The 17,622-nt window shown below is 63.8% G+C and carries 11 protein-coding genes; 3 read left to right on the top strand and 8 right to left on the bottom strand.

The genetic code is table 11. The annotated features are described in order from the left end of the window. The 3 genes from NSE01_RS19645 to NSE01_RS19635 form a co-directional block, all read right to left on the bottom strand. On the bottom strand, positions 1-705 hold a 705-nt coding region (locus NSE01_RS19645), incomplete at its 3' end, for an ArdC family protein (RefSeq protein WP_147161300.1). 96 nt (positions 706-801) lie between these two features. Then, positions 802-2,880, bottom strand: coding sequence for a ParB/RepB/Spo0J family partition protein (locus NSE01_RS19640; protein ID WP_147161299.1), 2,079 nt, complete (start codon positions 2,878-2,880; stop codon positions 802-804). Positions 2,881-3,022: 142 nt separating this feature from the next. After that, positions 3,023-7,237 (bottom strand): strawberry notch-like NTP hydrolase domain-containing protein, encoded by a 4,215-nt coding sequence (locus NSE01_RS19635; RefSeq protein WP_147161298.1) that lies wholly within the window; start codon positions 7,235-7,237, stop codon positions 3,023-3,025. Positions 7,238-7,410: 173 nt separating this feature from the next. On the opposite strand from NSE01_RS19635, the gene NSE01_RS19630 reads away from it, so the two are divergent. From NSE01_RS19630 to NSE01_RS19620, 3 genes are all read left to right on the top strand, one after another. After that, on the top strand, positions 7,411-7,722 hold the full coding sequence (locus NSE01_RS19630; protein WP_147161297.1) for a helix-turn-helix domain-containing protein: 312 nt from the start codon (positions 7,411-7,413) through the stop codon (positions 7,720-7,722). Then, positions 7,719-8,981, top strand: coding sequence for a type II toxin-antitoxin system HipA family toxin (locus NSE01_RS19625; protein WP_147161296.1), 1,263 nt, complete (start codon positions 7,719-7,721; stop codon positions 8,979-8,981). Before NSE01_RS19630 ends, NSE01_RS19625 begins: the two co-directional genes overlap by 4 nt. Before the next feature lie 201 nt (positions 8,982-9,182). Continuing rightward, entirely contained in the window at positions 9,183-9,986 is an 804-nt protein-coding gene (locus tag NSE01_RS19620; RefSeq protein ID WP_147161295.1) for a COG4705 family protein, read from the top strand. Positions 9,987-10,004: 18 nt separating this feature from the next. Here NSE01_RS19620 and NSE01_RS19615 read toward each other — a convergent pair whose 3' ends face one another. From NSE01_RS19615 to NSE01_RS19595, 5 genes are read right to left on the bottom strand one after another with little or no spacing between them, the layout of a single operon-like run. After that, complete coding sequence (locus NSE01_RS19615) at positions 10,005-11,291, bottom strand: sensor histidine kinase (protein WP_246135299.1); 1,287 nt, start codon at positions 11,289-11,291, stop codon at positions 10,005-10,007. A 38-nt stretch (positions 11,292-11,329) separates the two neighbouring features. Beyond that, complete coding sequence (locus NSE01_RS19610) at positions 11,330-12,007, bottom strand: response regulator transcription factor (RefSeq protein WP_147161293.1); 678 nt, start codon at positions 12,005-12,007, stop codon at positions 11,330-11,332. 4 nt (positions 12,008-12,011) lie between these two features. Further along, a complete protein-coding gene (locus NSE01_RS19605; protein WP_147161292.1) occupies positions 12,012-13,391 on the bottom strand; it encodes an efflux transporter outer membrane subunit in 1,380 nt (459 codons plus the stop codon). After that, the gene (locus NSE01_RS19600) at positions 13,388-16,492 is read right to left on the bottom strand and encodes an efflux RND transporter permease subunit (protein WP_147161291.1); all 3,105 of its coding nucleotides are present in this window, start codon (positions 16,490-16,492) and stop codon (positions 13,388-13,390) included. Before NSE01_RS19600 ends, NSE01_RS19605 begins: the two co-directional genes overlap by 4 nt. Next, entirely contained in the window at positions 16,492-17,481 is a 990-nt protein-coding gene (locus NSE01_RS19595; RefSeq protein ID WP_246135297.1) for an efflux RND transporter periplasmic adaptor subunit, read from the bottom strand. The genes NSE01_RS19600 and NSE01_RS19595 overlap by 1 nt, the downstream gene beginning before the upstream one ends. Positions 17,482-17,622 lie beyond the last annotated feature (141 nt).

Here is a 17,622-nt window from a genome sequence, read left to right as displayed (position 1 = left end):
GGCAACCAGTTCCTCGAAGGCATAGGCCTTGTCGCCGAACCGCTTGCCGAACGTGCGCGCAAGCCGCGAGGGGTGCCCGCTCCAGTGTCCGAGTTCGTGGGCTTTGGTGGCGACATATCCGTCTTCGGTGCGGAACGCGCCCCGCTCGGGAAGCTGGATGTAGTCTCCGCCCGGCGAGAAGAATGCACGGTCGCCGCCATGACGGATGTCCGCAGGGATCGGCGCAAAGAAGGCTTGGATGGCTGCTGCCTTCACAGAGGGCGTCGGCGGTGCATCGGGGACCGGACTGGGATAGAAATGCGACGGAAGGCCTTCGATCTGCGAGGCGTTGAAGACGCTGTAGGACCGCATGAACCGGATGGTTTTCGACGTCTCCTCGCCAGTCGCCTGATCAACGTCGGTCTTGCTCGTGCTGTTGAAATAGATGCTCGGCTCGGCCGTCTCACCTTTGCGCACCTGCCCGCCCAGTTCCTGAGCCTGACGATAGGTCATCCAGTAGCGCGAAGCATATCCGAGGCAGTCGGCGACCGCCCAGAGATAGAGGCGATTAATCCCGGTGTAGGGCAATCCGCCAGCACGCAGAGGCGCGCCACCCGACCCGGTCTTTTTCCATGGCCGCCGCCAGGGCAGTGTGCCGGCCTCGATCCGTGCAATGATGAGATTGGTAATTTCCTGCGCGACATCGCGCTTTGGTCCGCGGCGCATCGGCGTTTCCCTTCTTGGAAGACGAAGGCCCGGCCACTCGAGTGAGCGACCGGGCCATTACATCAGGGGGAGGACATCAGGAGGAGGGTGAGCCCTTCAGGCAGCCACCGTCGTGTCTTCGGCGGCGCCTTCGGGCTGCTCTTCGGCATCAGGCAGCGCGTCCGCCCCATCGACTGCGTCGATATCGGCCTCGCCGTCGTCAGAGACCTCGGGATCAGCGCCTTGCACGCCCCCGGGCGCGGCCGTGCTGAACTTCATGGCCTCGGGCAGCCAGGCAAGGGCAGCTTCCTTGACCTCCTGCTCGATGATCGCCTTGCCGGCGAAGATCGTCTCGCAGGTCTTGGCGAGGTCCGCCTTTTTGGACGCCGCATAGCGCGCTGCAAGGTCACTTCCGCCAACCTCGGTCAGCGCGGCCAGACAGGAGGTTTTGCTTACCCGGTCGAAGAAGTTCTCGGCAGTCGGCCGCCACAGAGCCGCAACGTCGACATCGAGCATCAACCCGAGCACGGCATGGACCGGATGATATTCGGATCCGTAGCCCTTCTTCGCCTCGAGCGAGAGCGCCACCGCATAGGCAAGCCAGGCCGCCTTGGCATCGTCTTCGAGGTCGCGGAAGGCGATGAAACGGGCCGCGACGCTGGTCTGCTCCTGCCACGCCTTGTCGAGACCTTCCTCTGCCTCGGCAAGAATGCCCTCTGCCGCTGATTGCGGAACCTCGCCGGTCGCAGGATCGCTCGGCCGTCCCGCCTTGATCGAGGTGCCCTTCCCCTCATAGCTGCGATTGTCCGCGAGCGCGAAGATAGCGAAATCGAGGGCAAGCCCCGGATCGCCGAGCAGGCAAGCCGACAGGATATTGCGGCGCTGAACGGCGAGCTCGTCGAATAGCCTCGCGCTGATCGGCTTCTCGCTTCCGGGTGCGATGGCTTCAGGCCGTGCGGGAGTACCGCTTGCGCGGCCCCCGGAGGTCGGTGCCGGCTCTTCTGCCGTCGCGGTCACATTGCCGTGGTCATCGGTCTCGAACGACAACCGCTTCTCGCTGTAGTAATCTGCCTCGAGAACCATCTCGCCGCGGGTGGTGAGCACGAGGAAGCGCCCGACTTCACCGCGCCATTCTTCGGGCAGCTCACGGACCGGATTATTGAGGTCGCTGCGTTCGGCATCGAGCGCCTCGTACTCGGCCTCGAGCTTCCCGAAGTCGACGTCGTCCTGGTCGTCACCTTCATCGAAGATTGCGCTGATCTCGTCGATCCTGGCGTCGATCTCGTCAATGCGGGCTCTTGCCGCCTCAGTGAGGGGCATAGGCGGGAGCCGGACAGCGGACACGCCCATCTCGCTGCGCGCCTGCCAGGAGTTGCTTGCGGCCACGGGGCTGATCCAGGCGAGTCCGGTCTCGGCCGTGAGGCGCTGGGCTTCAGCTTCCATCTTCTCGGAGGCGAGCCTGTGCGCGATTTCGATATCGATCCAGCGATCTTCGCCCGCATCGCTGAACAGATCGCGCTCGACCTTTCCGCCGGCAGCCACATAGGCATCTTCGCCGATGAGAAGCGCGATAGGGTCATTGCCGCGCATGGAGCCGGTAGCGACCATGCGGCGAATGGCGTCGGCGCTGGGGTTGTAGGCATGGCGCATCTGATCGAAGACGCGCATCTGCACTTCATGCTGGTCCGTGGCGGCATAGGCCTTGGCGATTTCGAGGGTGATGTCGCCAGCGGCGAGTGCCTCGAAGATCGGCGCTGCCAGATTGGCAAGGCGCAGGCGGCCTTCGACGAACCGCTGGGTGAGTCCGAAGCGCTTCGCCACGGCCGCGATATCGCTGCCTTCTTTGATGAAGTGCTGGAAGGCACGGCATTCTTCAGCCGGAGACATGCCGACCCGCTGGAAGTTCTCGGCGAGCGAGGCTTCGCCCGCGGTTTCTTCGCTACCCTCGAGCAGCTTGCATTCGACTTCAGCATCCGCTGCCCAGGCACCGCGATCGATGATCATGCCGATGGCGCGCAGACGGCGGCCGCCTGCGATCACCGCATACTGGCCGCGCTTCTTGCTCTTGGTCACCAGCAGGTTCTGCAAGAGGCCGCGGGCCTCGATGTCCGCAGAAAGCTGCGCATCTTCTTGGTCGTTGCGTGTTTTGCGCACGTTCGCATCGCTCAGATAGAGCTTGGAAAAGGGAATCAGCATCTCGGTCACTCCTGATCTGCTCCCGGCCATCACCGGGGCACAGATCCCCTCCCCCTCCCCTTGTTTGTCGGGTCCATGCACCGACGAGTCCCTGCACTGGTCGCAGTCGCCATGGGTTCAAGGCCTTCGGCGCTGCCCCGCATCAGCGCATCAGGAGCGCAGCCAGCACGGCCTCCGCCGCCCTTGTCGGAATGAACACCCGTGTGCGGAACGAAATGATCTCGGTGAAGCAGCCGATGCTCTTCAACCAGGGCAGCTGGTCGACAGGGGCGCCGACGATCTCGTAGCGTTGCTCGTTGGCGACCCGCGACGACTTGATGGTGGCCTCAAACGGTTGCTTGATAGGGATGGTCCGGTGCTCTCCGAGCGCCTTGAGGATCGTTTGCTGCGTGAGTTCGACACTCGAGGTAATATCGAACTTCTGCAGAAGGTTTGCGACGTCGAGCTCGTGAACGATGCGGCCGAGCCAGCTGCGTCCCTCCTCATCGACAATTCGCCGAACCTCCAGATATTCGATGGGAAGGCTCGACCAGATCGGCAACAGCAGTCCTGTGGCGAGGTAGATCTTCTCGGTTGTCAGCTTCTCGGCCAACTCGGCAACCTCGGCACACCAGAGCTGCTCGAAGGTCTCCCGAGAGCACTCCGCCCAAGCAGACTCTGCGAGATCATCAAGATGATGGTATTCGCGGCGTAGCGGTCGGTGGAGAATGACGCGGCGGATCAGCTCGCCCCGATCCGTCATGAAGTGCCGGGACGGTTCGGCCAGCGCTGCCCTGCCACTCTTAGTGTTGTGCATGAGCATGCACCCGTCCGAAAGGTCGAGGCGCTGCTTTACCCGTTCTAACGTCATTGGCCGGGCACGCGTCCTGAGGGCGAGCTGGAGAAGGTGCGAGGTCGCCCCGGTCCGTGCGTCCGTCCGCAGCACAATATCTTCGATGACTTCGGCACTTTCGACCTGAATCGTTTCGACGCCGACATCCAGAGAGCCGGCCTCCCGCGCCGCGGAAACCCGCGCCTCTACGAGCCCAAGAAACTCGTCGAAGATCGCATTCTGCGTGCCGATCGGCAGTGCAAGAATGCGATTGAGCCACCGCTGGATCGGGGGAAGGTCTTCTTCGAGCACGCCGTCCTGGGAGACGATCGTCAATCCGCTGCGTCGCTCGAAGTCAGACAAGGTCACGCTCTTCAGCGTTCCCTCTGCGAGAAGGCCGAACCAGCTGGTGAGCGCCGCCTTGGCATAAGGGCTTTCGAGATTGTCCGCCGGATCGAACAGATTCTGGCCGCCGGTCTGGCGCTGGCCGCGCGTCAATGCTCCAAGGCTGTCGAGGCGCCGCGCGATCGTGCTAGTGAAGCGTAGCTCACCTTTGCAGTTGGTCGTGACCGGCCTGAACAGGGGTGTGTTCGCCTGATGGGTGCGGTGGGTGCGGCCGAGGCCCTGGATGGCCCGGTCAGCGCGCCAACCCGGCTCGAGCAGGAAATGCACCCGGCGCTGCTGGCAGGCTGCGTCAAGGCTGGCATGGTAGGAGCGCCCCGTTCCGCCTGCATCGCTGAAGACGAGAATGGGCTTGCGGCCATCCATGAACTGGTCGATCTCCGATTGGTTCGTTCGCGGAGAGCGGGTTTCGAGGCGTTGGTTGCCATCAGCCTGGGTAATGAGGCGCTTTGTGCGCCCGGTGACTTCTGCGACCTTGTCCGTTCCGTAGTGTTCGATGATGCCGTCGAGGGCCGGCTTGATCGGCGGCATCGCGCAGAGATGCTCGATCAGCTCGGCTCGCCGGGCAATCGCAGCCTGATTGTGCACGGGACGGCCGTCCTCGTCGAACATCGGGGTCGAACGGGTGGCGCCGGTGTCTTCGGTATAGAGCGTCATTTGCTGGGTGGGGAAGGCGCGCTCGAGGTATTCAATCACCGCATCAAGCGGGCTGAGATCAAGGTCGAGTTCGGCTCGCTCCTCGGGTGAAAGGCTGTCGAGCCGTCGATCGAGGATGCTTTCGGCGGTCGAGACCAACTGGACCACCACCACGTCATCCTGGTCGAGGTGGTGATTGATGGCGCTGATCAGGGTCGGGAGCTTCATCGAAAGCAGCAGCTGGTTGAAAAAGCGCTGCTTGGTGCTCTCAAAGCGACTGCGCGCTGCAGCCTTCGCACCGCCGTTGAGCGTGCTGCCATCGATGTCGTCGACCACGCCGGTAAGAGCCAGCGCCTCCTCCATGTTCTGGTGAATCATCGACCAGGCATCCGCATAGGTGTCGTACACCGCGATCTGCTGGGCCGTCAGGTCATGCTTGAGGATCTCGTACTCGACCCCGGCAAAGCTCAGCGCGCGGGCCTGGTACAGCCCAAGGGCCTTAAGGTCACGCGACACCAGCTCCATGGCAGCGATGCCCCCTGCCCTGATCTGGCTGATGAAGTCCTCGCGGTTGGCGAAGGCGGTTCCTGGCCCCCAGAGGCCGAGCCGCACCGCATAGGCGAGATTGTTGACTTCAGAGGCCCCGGTCGCCGAGGCATAGAGCACGCGGGCCTTGGGCAGATGGTTCTGGAGCATGACGCCGGCGATACCCTGTTGGGAGCCAGATTTGCTCCCGCGAGCGCCCTCCCCTCCGGCGACACCGCCCATTTCATGGCTTTCGTCAAAGGCGATGACGCCTTCGAAATCCGCCCCAGCCCAGTCCAGCAATTGCCTGAGACGGGTCGCATCCTGCCTCTGACTGCGCAGCGTGGGATAGGTTACGAAGAGGATCCCCTCACGGAAGGGTACCGGCTGATCGATCTTCCAGCTGGAGAGTGGTTGAATGTCGGCAGGCATCCCGCCGATCGCGCTCCAGTCCCGCCGCGCATCTTCGAGCAAGCTCTCGTTCTTGGATACCCAGATCGCCTTGCGGCGTCCGGCCAACCAATTGTCGAGAATGCAGGCGGCAATCTGCCGGCCTTTGCCCGCGCCAGTGCCATCACCGAGGAAGTAGCCCTTGCGGTAGCAGTGTCCGTCTTCAGCCAGAGTGAGAGCGACACCCTCATCCGCGGGGACGAACAGGCCGGGTAGATACTGCTGCCAGGCATTGCCGGCATAGATCACGGTCTCAAGCTGCGCTTCTGAAAGCAGGCTTTCTTTGAGGATGCGGTCCTGCAGGCTGGGGCAATACTCAGGCACCGGCGCGGGGATGGAGCCCATGGCCACGCTTTCCACGAGCGGGGTCGGGTGCGCTTTTGCGCCTTCAATGTCGATCCGGCTTGGGCGGTAGGGCAGATAGACCCCGGCCTGCTCGCCCAGAGGCCGAGGCGTTTCCAGACGGCGAATAACGAGCGGCGATACCGATGGCGCTTCGATCACCCGCGGCTTTGCCGCAGGCGCCTTTACACTGGTGCGCATCGCCTTGAACAGCGTGCCTGGCTTGGTCTGCTGCCGTGCGGAAATTGGTGAAAGCTCGCAAGGACCGACTGCCCGCTTCACCACTGTGATCGCCCCGGCAATCTCTGCGACGGTCGATCGGGCAAGGATCGCAGGACGGATGTTTCCGGGGACCTTGTCGATCACATAGAGGCGAACCGGCACGCTCGTGCCCTGCTTGTGATAACATCTGGCAAGGCGGCAAGCTGTTTGCACTGTGCAGTTCTCGAATGTCTGGTCATAGATTTTCGAAAGCTTGGCGCTGGTGGTGAACCAGTCCGGCATGACCGCCACAAGTCTACCACCAGGAGCCAGTCTACCGAGCGCGGCGCGCAGATGTCGCACCGCTGCGAACTGGTCGACGCCCCGGCCCTCCGATCGGGAAAATGGGGGGTTCATCAGAATCAGGCTGGGGCGCAGCGAGGGATCCAGCGCGGATGCCAGCATCGCAGCGTCGATCCCGGTAAGCTCGGCATGCTTGAAAAGCAGAGCGAGCTTCTCACGGCGTTTGGGATCAAGTTCATTGAGGTGCAGTTGCCTGACCGTCGGCAGGCTGGCCACAAGCGCCCCGTGTCCCGCACTCGGCTCCAGCACGATATCGTCTGGCCGGGGCTGCGCGAGGAAGGTCGCGAGTGCCGCGAGATCGGCAGGCGTAGAGAACTGCTGAAACCGGATCTGGTCTTCGCTCCTGACGGTATGGGTTGGCAGCTCCTCAACCAGAAGGCTCAAAGCAGTAATGTCGTCCAGGCGCACCGGACCGGCTGACCTTAGCAGGTGACGGGTCACCCCTGCTTCGAGGAGGTCATAGGCATCGCGCTGTGCCCAGCGGCCTTCAGCCGAGCTACCTCCGTAGAGGTTTTTCATGACGCTGAAGAGCGTATTCTTGCTCAGCGATCCACTGGCAAGCTCCAGCGCGACTTCGTCGATGGCCTGATCAAGGCGGGTGTCGAACTGGGTGAAAAGATCGGTCATGCGCTGCTCCTGATGCTGATGCGCATCAGAGCATCCCCCTCCCCTTCTGGCTTGGCAGCGCGGAGCCTCGGAACTACACCTGAAGAGTGAACCGAAGTTCCGCTAGGGGTCTTTCATCGGCCATATATGGCCTATAATTTGACTTTAAGAAGTTTGACGGCCATATATGGCCCATGCTACTTACGCTACAGGATCAGCTGACAAGCCTCGGCAAGCGGATCAAGGCCCGCCGCCTGGCCCTTGATCTTACACAGCAAGCGGCAGCCGCCAAAGCCGGCGTGGCCCACAGAACATGGCGGCGGATGGAGGCCGAAGGCCGGGCTTCCATCGAAGACCTGGTGCGCGCTGCCATCGCACTGCGCTGCGACGAGGGCATTGTCACGCTGTTCCCTGAGATTGCGGCAAGCAGCATGGACGAGCTTCTTGCGCAGCAGCGCCAGGCTGCCAAGCCGCAGCGCAAGCGTGCCAGCGGGACAAGGTCATGAAGCTGGCTCCGGGAACGCCTTTAGCGGTTGGGCTGCTGACCGATGAGACTACCGCGCCGCGCTCGGTCGGCAGGCTGGCGATGGGTAGAGGACTTGCTCAGCTCGAATGGTCGGCAGATGTCATCGCGGAAAGAATGCCAATCTCCCCGCTGCACTATCCGGCTGAGCCGGGCCTGCACCCCGCCCGCAGCCGGACCTTCGATGGCCTCCATGGTTTCCTGTCGGACTGCCTGCCCGATGCCTGGGGCATGCTCTTGTTGAAGCGGCGGCTTCAAAAAATGGGTCACCGGTTCGAAGACCTCAATGCGGTCGACCGGCTCGCCCTGGTTGGCACGAAAGGTCGGGGCGCCCTGGTCTTTCAGCCCGAAACGCTTGATGGTGAGGCTTCAAGTACTATCGACCTCGATGCTTTGGCCGATGAATCCCGCCACGTTCTGCTCGGCGAGGAGACAGAGCTGGAGGCGCTGCTCACTCGTCTGGGCGGCGGCTCGGGCGGCGCGCGGCCGAAAGTCCATGTGGCGATCGACGCAGCCGGGAACCTGTCAGCCGGAGACGAGCTGGCCGGAGCGGGAAACAAGAGTGCTGGTGAGGAATGGATAGTCAAGTTTGCAGCGACGAACGACCCCGCCGATATCGGGCAGTTGGAGGAGGCCTACGCCCGGATGGCCCGCGCCGCGGGGATTGATATGGCTGAGACTCGGTTGATCCCGTCGGCGACCGGGTCGGGCCATTTCGCGACAAGGCGTTTCGATCGACCAGTGCCAGGCCAGAGGCTTCACATGGTGAGCTTGGGCGGGGTGCTCGAAGCCTCGCCGCATATGCCCAGCGTCGACTACGACGGGTTCCTGAAGGCGACATTGGCCATCACTCACAGCATGGCGGACGTGGAGCAGGCCTTCCGCCGCATGGTATTCAACGTGCTCGCGCGAAATCGCGATGATCATGTTCGCCAGCACGCCTACCTGATGGATCTTCGGGGAGATTGGCGGCTCGCGCCTGCCTTTGACCTCACGTTCTCGAATGGCCCGGGCGGCGAGCATTACATGGCTGTTCTGGGCGAAGGGCGAACCATCACGCGAGAGCATGTCGAGACGCTTGCGAAGAGCCACGGAATTCCAACAAAACGTGTGGCGGCCATCATTGACGATGTTCGCGCAGCACTCGCCGATTGGGCGTCACATGCGAGTGACGCCGGGGTTAATCTATCCAAGTCCATTGTTTCGGACGGCCTGGATTCTGTAGCACAACAATTTGGCTAAAAGCCTAGCCCGTCAGCTGATTGAGAGGCCAATTTGTGGCTCGCTCAAGTCACCCGGCGACCGGCATCGTCATAGCAGAACGATACTGCCTAGTTCGAGCTACCTCAAATTCTTCGAGGAAACGGGGTGAAGGGTTGATATTCACCACGGGTTCACCGTCCGAGGCTGCTAGGCTCCCTTCTCTACGACACGAGGTCCGTCATGAAGTCGTCTCAGTACGCAGCCCTGAGCAAGGTGCCAGCGATTACGTTGGGCTTCTGGATCATCAAGATCCTTGCAACCACCTTCGGCGAAACCGCCGGCGACACCGTGAGCATGAGCTGGCTGGGAGAAACGACCGCCACGGCCGGTCAGGGTGGTCTCAATGGTTATCTCGTGGGAACCGCGATTTTCTTGACCGCACTTGTTGTGCTCGTGGCGACGCAGATACGCTCCCTCCGGTTTCATCCTTGGCTCTACTGGTCCACTATCATCGCATCCACGACAGCGGGCACGACGATGGCCGACTTCGCAACCCGCTCGATCGGCATCGGCTATCCCGGAGGATCCCTGCTGTTGCTGGGGATGGTGCTGGCGAGTCTCCTGCTTTGGTACCAGACGGAAGGCTCGATCAACGTCGCTGACATTCATGCACCGGGCACAGAAGTGTTCTACTGGGTGACAATCACCTTGTCGCAGACCTTGGGCACAGCGTTGGGCGATTGGGTGGCTGATGGGCCGCTCGGATATCTCGGCGCCGCTTCATTGTTTGGCCTGGCGCTGGTCATTCTGGCACTGCTCTACTGGCAAACCGCCGTCAGCAGAGTTGCACTGTTCTGGGCCGCCTTCATTCTGACACGCCCACTTGGCGCGACGGTGGGCGACTTTCTCGACAAGCCGCTTGCAAGTGGAGGTCTTGAACTCAGCCGTTCCGCCGGATCTGCGGCGCTCATTGTCGCAATCATCCTTTTGATCATTTTTGTTCCGCAGAGAACTCTGTCACGTGGAGACAAAACCACTGACTGATGCGCTGGATGGGTTGAGCTACAGTGATATGTGGACGCCGAAGCCAGGCCTGGGGGCAATGGTGGCCTTGCCAGAATGAGCAGAAACGATTGCCGCAACCATCGCCAGCCCCAGACCATGGCCGGGCGTTGATCGGCTACGGTCGCCCCGCGCAAACCGATTGAAGAGTTCGGGCGCCTGCTTCTCGCTGACCCCCGGCCCGTCATCAGTCACTGCGAGGCTGGTAACGTCCCGGGTGCTTTCAAGGGTGATGCAGACGGTCGTCCCCGCTGGTGTGTGCTGCGCAGCATTGTCGAGCAAGTTCATCAGCATCTGCTGCAGTAGCCTGCGATCGCCGGACACAGTCAGGTCGGGCGCGATGCTGGTGACTAGCTGGAGGCCGCTGCCCTCCAGCGCTGGCCGGAAGACCTCAGCCACATCGGTCACTACCGCGCTCAGATCAACAGTCTGGAAATGCGCCCGTGCTGCCAAGCCTTCGACCTCCGCAATCCGCAGCAGGGCCGAAAAGACCTCCAATAGCTCGCTCGCTTCGCTCGCTGCTGCCTCGATGGCCTCGCGTTGCAGCTCGGGGTTGCGCTCACGCAAGGCCTCGTCGAGCCGATTTTGCAGTCTGGTCAAGGGGGTCCGCAGATCGTGAGCGACATCGCTGGAGACCTGGCGCAGGTTCTCCATCAGCCCAACGATCCGGTCGAGCATCCGGTTGAGCGTCGTGGCCACGCCGTCAAACTCATCGCCGCTGCCGGCCAAAAGCACGCGCCGCGATAGATCGCCCGCTATGATCGCAGTGGCAGTCTGATCGATGCGAGCGAGACGCCGCCGCGTGACAAGGCCCACCAGCCAGGCGGCAGCGATACCCAGCAGCAGCATTGCGCCAAAGGCTCCGAGAAACAGGAGAATGAAACGCTTGTCCATCTCGTCGATAGCGGCACGATCGGCGGCGACAAGCAGCCGGTATCCCCCTGGGAGGTCGGTCGTCAGTGACTGCGCAATACGCTCCTCTCCATCCGCCTTGTAGGGCAGCAGCTCCACATATCCGGGCTGCGACGGAACGGTCGCATCGAGCGCTCCAGCTATGGGCGCGTTCGCCGCATCGACGAGCCGATAGCCGAGACTTGCCGTGCTGCTCGCCGCCTCGCGTCGGCGGATGGCAGCGGCCACGCCCTCATGCCCGTCCTGCCCTTCATCGATCAATGCCTGCGTTTCGATGGCAATGCGGTGATCAAGCTGAAGCTCAAGCGCCTCGTGTGTCGATTCGAAAACGACCACGCCGATCACGAGCGTCGCCAGCGCAAAGCCCAAGGCCACTGCCGCCACGAGGCCGAACGTACCGCGCCACCAGCGCTTCATCCGCCGTCCCTGATGAGATAGCCCGCGCCGCGCACGGTCTCGATCGGGTCGCTGTCGAACCCGGCGTTGAGTTTAGAGCGCAACCGGCTGAGATGGGTCTCGACGATATTGGTCTTGGGGTCGAAGTCGAAATCCCACACCCGTTCGAGCAGCATGGTGCGGGTCATGATCCGGCCAGGGTTGCGCATCAGTTCGGCCAGAAGTGTGAACTCGCGGGGCTGGAGCGCAATCTTGCGGCCTGCGCGCGTGACGGTCCGGCGATGCAGATCGAGCACGATGTCACCTGCCGTCAACCGCGCAGGCTCCGCTGCCGCTGATGGCCGACGCCCCAGCGCATGGAGGCGGGCAGCCAGTTCGGTAAAGGCAAAGGGCTTCACCAGATAATCATCCGCCCCGCCTTCGAGCCCTTCGACCCGGTCGGCAATCCCGCTGACGGCGGTGAGCATCAGCACCGGGGTCATGTTTCCGGCAGCGCGCAGGGCCTTGACCAACGCGAGGCCATCCAGCCCCGGCAGCATCCGGTCGACCACCATGGCATCGAACCCGCCATCGGTCGCATGGAACAACCCATCGCGCCCGTCGCCGCTGGTCACCACCTGATGGCCCAACTCGGCCAAGCCGCGGGCGATGAACTGGTTGGTATCAGCGTCGTCCTCGACGATCAGGATTCTCATGCGATCATTCTAGCGGCTTAGCACCGCTGCGCCAGCCACCGCCAAGCGCCCGGAACAGCGCCACCTGCGCCTGCGCAACGGCGAGTTCGGATTGCGCGAGCGACAGCTCGGCCTGGGCCAGCGTGCGGTCGGCGTCGATCCGCAGGAGTGGTGCCGCATCGCCAAGCCTGACGCGCGCCTCGGCGCGGCGGGCGTAGAGGCGTCCTTCGTCGCGGGCCTCGGTCAGCGCGCGGTTGCGGCGCACTTCCCCATCATAGGCCGCAAGAGCCGTCTCGACATCGCGCAGCGCCCGGAGGACCGCCACATCCCATCCGGCCAGCGCTGCCCGCTCGGTCGCCTCGGCCTGTTCGATACGTGCGCGGGCCGGGGCCTGATTGGGGAAGGCCCAGCTCACCAGCGGCGAACCGGTCGCCACCAGCCCTCCGCTCAACAGCCCCAGCGCCCCGCCAAGGTTGATGCGGGGGTAGAGATCGGCTCGCGCAACACCGATTCTCGCAGTGGCGGCAGCAAGGCGGCGCTCGGCCTCGCGAATATCAGGGCGGCGCAGCAGCAAGGCGGTGCCATCACCGACGGGAGCCGCAGTGCGCGGTTTCGGCGGCGCGGTGCAGGTCACAGGGTTGGTGCGGGCCTCTCCTGCCGGACGACCTGCGAGCGTAGCGAGGCGGTAGCGCGCATTGGCCTGCGCGGCTTCCAGCGGTGCAATGGCCGCCCTGGTCGTGGCGACAAGGTTGGCAGCTTGCGAGACTTCCAGCGGGGAGACCTCGCCTGCCGCCAGCTGACTACGGGTGATTGTCAGCGCGTGGTCCTGAAGCGCGACCTGTTCCTGCACGACGGCAAGGCTGCGGCTTGCTCCGCACAAGTCGACATAGGCCAGAACCGTGTCAGCGACGACCGCGACCTTTACCCCATCAAGCGCAGCTGCCTGCGCCTCGGCATCCGCACGGGAGGCCAGAGCACCCGAACGGAGCCGTCCGAAGAGGTCCGCATCCCAGCTTGCGGTTACCCCCAAGTCGTAGTCCGTCGTCGGCACATTGCCCGAAGCGCTCGGCTGATTGGCGGGATTGTCGATGCCGAGACTGCTCTCGATGGTGGTCTGAGGCAACCGGGCGGCTTGCGCCTGACGCAGCGCCGCGCGTGCGCCATCGAGATTGGCATAGGCCACCCTGAGATCGGCATTGGCTGCAAGACTGGATTCGACCAGGCGGTCAAGCAAAGGATCATCATAGAGCCGCCACCAATCATCGGGCACCGGCTCGATTGAGGCAACCGGGAGGCTTGCGAACGGCCCGGCAGCGAGCGTGAGATCGACCTTGGTAGCCGTAGGTGGGGGCGTGGTTGCGCAGGCGGTCACCATCAGCGCCGCGAGGGGGACAAAGCGCTTCATGCCACCGCCTCCGCCAGTTCGGGCTCGGACGCGGGACGGTCCTTGCCGAAGTGCCCATAGAGTGCGGGCATCAGGAACAGGTTGAGCACCGTCGATGAAATGAGCCCGCCCAAGATAACGATCGCCATGGGATGCTCGATCTCGTGACCCGGCTTGTCGCCTGCAATCACCAGCGGCACCAGCGCAAGACCCGCACACAGCGCGGTCATAAGGATCGGCACCAGACGTTCCTGCGCGCCGCGAAGGATCAGGGCCGGGCCGAACGCCTCGCCTTCGAACCGCCGCAGATGATCGTAGTGCGAGAGCAGCATGATCCCGTTGCGTGCCGAAATCCCGATCACAGTGACGAAGCCGACCAGCGATCCCAGCGACAGCACACCGCCGGTCAGTGCAACCCCGATCACCCCGCCCACCAGCGCGAAAGGCAGGCTGAGGCCGACCAGCGCGGTGATCCGGGCCGAGCGGAACTCGAGCCAGACGAGCAGTAGGATGCCGACAAGGCAGAGCAGGCCGACAGTCCACAACCGTTCGCGGGACTCCTTCAACGCCGCATACTCGCCGAGGATCTCGGGATGGTAGCCCGTGGCAAAGGGCACCTCGCCCACCGCTGCCTCGACCCCGCGCGCCACGGCGCCCAGATCGGCATCGCTCCTGATGTTGAGCGTAACGTCGAGGCGGCGCTGGCCGTCCTGACGTTTGATCTCGTTGGGCGCGGGCACGACCACCACGTCGGCCACATCGCGCAGGCGCACCGGCGCGCCGACCGGGGTCTGGATCATCAGGTCGGCGAGCGCGTGCTGGTCGCCGCGAATGGCCGGCTCGCCCCACAAGGAAACGTCGAATGCCTTCTGATCGCGGTAGATCTCGCCCAGCTTCTCGCCTGCCACCAGCGTCTGCGCTTGCCGCCGCACTTCGCCGGGCGTCAGGCCCAGCGTGACCAGATCGGCCGCGCGCGGACGGATCTGGATCTGCGGCACGAGCACCTGCTGTTCGACCTTGAGATCGGTGACGCCGGGGATGCTGGCGACCTTGCCGCGCACCCGCTCGGCTGCGGCGCGCAGCTCGTTTTGGTCGGGGCCGTAAATCCGCACAACCACGGTCGCGCCTGCGCCCGAGAGCACCTCCTTGATACGTTCGCGCAGATAGGTGAGCACGTCGCGGTAAAGGCCGGGATAGCCTTCGACCACTTCTTTGATGCGGGCGACGCTGGCGTCGTAGTCGGCCTCGTCGTCAAGGCTGATCCACAGCTCGGTGAAGTTCGGACCCACCACCTCGTCGGCAGCCTCGGCACGCCCGATATGCGCCCCGAAGTTGCGTACGCCGGGGATTGCGCGCAGCTCCTTCGAGGCGCGGATGGTGATGCGGTCCATCGCATCGATGCCCACACCCGGCTTCTCGACGAAGTGCATCAGGAAGTCGGTCTCGCGGAAGTCGGGCAGGAACTGGTCCTTGAATCCCAGATAGCCCACGCCGGAAAGCAGCAGGCCGCCCGCGACAATGCCCATGGCAAGTCGTGGCCGGTCGATCAGCCGGGGCAGGACGCCGAGATAGCGCTGCTTGAGCGAGGCGACAAAGCGCGTGTCGCGATGCTCCTTCATCGGCGCATTCGGCAGCAGCATCAGACACATCGCAGGCGTCACCACCAGCGCGACCAGCAGCGAGGCGGCAATCGCCAGCACATAGGCAATCGCCAATGGCCGGAAGAACGTCCCCGCCACCCCGCCAAGGAAGAAGATCGGCAGGAACACCAGCATCACAATCAGCGAGGCGAAGACCACAGCCGTGCGCACTTCGAGCGAGGCCGAGAGCACCACGGCAAAGGCCGAGCGCGGATTGCCCGCCTCACGGTTCAGGCGCAGACGGCGGGCGATGTTCTCGACATCGATAATTGCATCGTCGACCACCTCGCCAAGGGCAATCACCAGACCCGCGATCACCATCGTGTTGATCGTCGCACCGCTCCACAGCAGCACGAGGCCCGCCGCGAGCAGCGACAGCGGGATCGCCACCAGGCTGATCGTCGCCTGCCGCCAGTCGCGGGTAAAGGCGAACAGGACGATCGCCACCAGCAGGCAGCCGATCATCAGCGCGCGGGTGAGGTTGTCGATCGACTTCTCGATGAAGGTTGCCGGGCGGAAGATCGTGGTGTCGATCTTCACATCCTTGAGGCCGGGCCGCAGCTCTTCGACCGCCGCCTCGACGTCGCGGGTCAGCTGGAGCGTGTTGCCGGTGGGCTGCTTCTCGACGATCAGCATGATGCCCGGGCCGTCGTCGATGATCGCGTTTCCGATGGGAGCGACAAAGCCTTCGGTCACTCGCGCGACATCCCCCACCCGCACCGGCGCATCGCCCGCGATCTTGATGACTGTGCGGGAGAGATCATCGGCGGTCTGGATCGCGCTCGCCTGCTGTACTGGCAGCCGCTGGTTGGGCGTATCAACAAAGCCGCCGCCGCCAACGAGCACCGCATCGCCGGTCGCCGCGCGCAGCTCGGCGAGCGTGACGCCCGAGGCTTGCAGCCGGTCGGGATCGGCCAGCACCTGCAACTGCCGGTCGCGATAACCCCAGACGGCGACATTCGCGACGCCCGGCACCGACATCAGCTTGGGCCGAATCGTCCAGCGCACCAGCTCGGACAGCTGCATCTGATCGAGCTTTTTCGACGAGATGCCGATCTTCATCGCCCGGCTCGTGGACGACAGCGGCGGCAGCATGACTGGCGGGCGGGCAGCGGCAGGCAGCCGCGCCTGCACCTGCGCCACACGCTCCTGCACCAACTGGCGGGCGCGGATCACATCGGTGCCGCGCTCGAACAGGATCGTCACCGAGGAGAGGCCTAGCACCGACTTCGACCGCAGGGTTGCCAGATCAGGCACGCCGTTGACGGCGGTTTCAATCGGCACCGTGATCAGGCTTTCGACCTCCTCGGTGGACAGGCCCGGCGCTTCGGTCTGGATCTCGACGATAGGCGGAGCGAACTCGGGGAACACATCCAGCGGCACATCGGCAGAGGCGCGCAGGCCAAGCACCACCAAGAGCGCCGCCATCGCAAGCACCAGCACGCGCTGCTTGAGCGCCGAGCGAACCAGCCAGGCCAGCATCAGTGTGCGACCCCGAACTCGGTGCCGAACAGCTCGGCAGCGCCTGCCGTGACCACCACTGTTCCGGGACGAAGGCCCCGCGACAGGATCGCGCGGCCGCCTTCTGTCGCTGTCACCTCGATCCGCTGGCGCACATAAGTGTCGGCCTCGGTCTTGGCATAGACCCATTCGCCGCCATAGATGTCGCGCAGAATCGCGGAGGTCGGCACGGACAGCCCTTCGCTTTGCCCACCAGCGAGCGGGAGCGCGACGCTGACCCGCTGGCCGACACGGTAGGCCCGATCACGATTGTCGAGCGCGAAATAGAGATCCACGGTGCCCGCCACCGCGTTGGCCGATGGCGGCGCATCGACTGGCCGGGCCGAGCGTTTCGCGCCGTCCTGCCCAAGCGGTGAGATCAGCGCCGACTGGCCTTGTTGCAGCCCGGCAAGATCGCTTCCGAACACCGGCACCCGCACCCAGACGTAGCGCTGGTTGCCAAGGCTTGCGACCGATGGCCCGAGCAGGCGGCGCTGGGCCGCAGCCGCATCGGCAGCAGCCTTTGCCGCACCAAGCGCCGCCGTCGCCTCATCACGCGCGCGAATGCTGCCCGCTTCCTCATCAACCAGAGCCGAGGCACGATCATAGGCGACGCGCGCCAAGGCAAGCTGCGCCCCCGCCCGCGCAAGTTCCCCATCAGCGGCGACCTGCTGCAAGCCAAGCTGTTGCAGATTGCTGGCGGAGTTGATCGGCGCGCCGCCGACGCCTGCCGGGATCACGATTTCGCCACTGGTCATGCGTATGGCCGATGCGGTGCCCGTCCCGATCCGCTCAGTGACAATCCCGAGCCGCTTCTGCGCTTCCGGCGTCAGCTTCAGGCGGACAAGCTCGGTCTCGTGGGCGATCGCTTCACTGTGAACCGGAGCCTTGGTTGGCTTGGTAGGCCCGCTTCCGCAGGCGGTCAGGAGTATTGCAGGGACAATGGTGACAATAGCGGGGCGAATGAGCATAGCCCAGCATAAGGCGTCAGCATTGGGGCAGCGTTGGCATTGCTATACATTTTCTCAATATTCCCACGAGTCAGCTCGCGGATTTGAATTTTTTGATCAGAGCGATGATAAAGTTGCTTTGAAAATGTATGCTTTTCGCCG

The sequence above is a fragment of the Novosphingobium sediminis genome (genome assembly GCF_007991615.1).
GTDB classification, from domain to species: Bacteria; Pseudomonadota; Alphaproteobacteria; order Sphingomonadales; family Sphingomonadaceae; genus Novosphingobium; species Novosphingobium sediminis.
Note: the sequence above shows the minus strand (reverse complement) of the source record. Positions and strands in the feature narration are given on the sequence as shown.

Excerpts from the sequence above, each read along its gene's own strand:
- NSE01_RS19640 (WP_147161299.1), bottom strand. The coding sequence starts at position 2,880 with ATGCTGATTCCCTTTTCCAAGCTCTATCTGAGCGATGCGAACGTGCGC.
- NSE01_RS19635 (WP_147161298.1), bottom strand. The coding sequence starts at position 7,237 with ATGACCGATCTTTTCACCCAGTTCGACACCCGCCTTGATCAGGCCATC.
- NSE01_RS19630 (WP_147161297.1), top strand. The coding sequence starts at position 7,411 with ATGCTACTTACGCTACAGGATCAGCTGACAAGCCTCGGCAAGCGGATC.
- NSE01_RS19625 (WP_147161296.1), top strand. The coding sequence starts at position 7,719 with ATGAAGCTGGCTCCGGGAACGCCTTTAGCGGTTGGGCTGCTGACCGAT.
- NSE01_RS19620 (WP_147161295.1), top strand. The coding sequence starts at position 9,183 with ATGAAGTCGTCTCAGTACGCAGCCCTGAGCAAGGTGCCAGCGATTACG.
- NSE01_RS19610 (WP_147161293.1), bottom strand. The coding sequence starts at position 12,007 with ATGAGAATCCTGATCGTCGAGGACGACGCTGATACCAACCAGTTCATC.
- NSE01_RS19605 (WP_147161292.1), bottom strand. The coding sequence starts at position 13,391 with ATGAAGCGCTTTGTCCCCCTCGCGGCGCTGATGGTGACCGCCTGCGCA.
- NSE01_RS19600 (WP_147161291.1), bottom strand. The coding sequence starts at position 16,492 with ATGCTGGCCTGGCTGGTTCGCTCGGCGCTCAAGCAGCGCGTGCTGGTG.
- NSE01_RS19595 (WP_246135297.1), bottom strand. The coding sequence starts at position 17,481 with ATGCTCATTCGCCCCGCTATTGTCACCATTGTCCCTGCAATACTCCTG.